Raw genomic sequence first — 390 nt, 5'->3', positions numbered from 1 at the left:
GTGTGCACGTTACCAGAAATTCCCAATTTAATACTAGCAATCGAGTGCTGGTTGTGTTATAGTATCAATAAGTATTGAATCGGAGGTTTTATGGGGCGTCCACGCGCAGCACTTGAAGATGTGCGCAGAATTTTTACGGACAGGGGACATACGCCAACGTTCACGGATGCTGATTATGTCAATTCTCAGTCACGTTTAAGCTATGTGTGCGGCAGTTGTGGTTCTGTCGGTGGCACTTCTGCCATGTCGATGCAGCGCTATGGTAGCACCAAGTGCAAAAACTGCAAGCAACGTGTCAGTGTTGAAGAACCGCGTGCACGCTTCTACGCGGCAGGCCATACCCCTACATTCAGCGATACTGACGAGATTGGTGGAGCCACGCCTCTGAGT

1 protein-coding gene is annotated in these 390 nt (G+C 49.5%); it reads left to right on the top strand.

Annotated elements, in window-relative coordinates; genetic code table 11:
• Positions 1-90: 90 nt before the first annotated feature.
• Positions 91-390, top strand: a 300-nt coding sequence (locus AC1RPY_RS07700) for a hypothetical protein (protein WP_481763098.1), incomplete at its 3' end; no start/stop codon positions are given.

It is taken from the genome of Dellaglioa sp. CoH-56-MRSF-12 (assembly GCF_056782075.1).
This window is presented reverse-complemented; position numbering and strand designations above follow the sequence as displayed.